1 pseudogene is annotated in these 635 nt (G+C 73.5%); it reads left to right on the forward strand.

Going from position 1 to position 635, the window contains the following annotated elements:
- Positions 1-406 (forward strand): annotated as a pseudogene (locus GWK61_RS54980) (ATPase); the annotation flags it as partial.
- Positions 407-635 lie beyond the last annotated feature (229 nt).

The raw sequence follows: 635 nt of genomic DNA on the forward strand, positions 1-635 counted from the left end.
GCGCCAGGCCGCCGAGCTGGTCCGCGCCGTCACGGCGCAGCCGACGGTGGCGCTGGCCCGGCTCGCGCCGCTGGTGATGGCCGCGTACGAACTCGGCGACCCGGCGGCGGTGCGCATCGTCGCCCAGGCCGCCGAGGCGCTGGTGGACAGCCTGGCCGGAGTCCGTCCCGCGGCCGGGGAGCCGGTGGTGCTGGGCGGCTCGGTCCTGGTCAGCCGCTCGCCGGTGTACGACGCGGTGGCCGCGGCGATCGGCCGGCGCTGGCCGGACTCGCCGATCGCGCTGGCCGCCGACGGCGCCGCCGGGGCCACCTGGCTGGCCGCGCGGCAGGTGGTGGGGGCCGCGGCGGCCGCGGCCGGACACGCCGCGTTCGTCCGTGCGGACAATCAGTTCGCAGAATTCTCATAACCAGTCGTTGACTGTTGTTGTTTTCCCGCTACATTGGCTGATGCCGACGGCGGCGGACACCGATGCGAAACAGCACACTGTCAGCGTCTCGCCGGCGGCGGCGCAGGACGGGGGCGTGTTCGGGCGCCTTGCGCCTCCTGTCCACGTCGTGGTTCCACCATCAGGTCTCACCCACAGGAGAGCTCAATGGTCAAGATCTCGTCGTCCGGCCCCCGGCACAGCACCCCAC

This window comes from Catenulispora rubra (genome assembly GCF_015356825.1).
In the GTDB taxonomy this organism is placed as follows: domain Bacteria; phylum Actinomycetota; class Actinomycetes; order Streptomycetales; family Catenulisporaceae; genus Catenulispora; species Catenulispora rubra.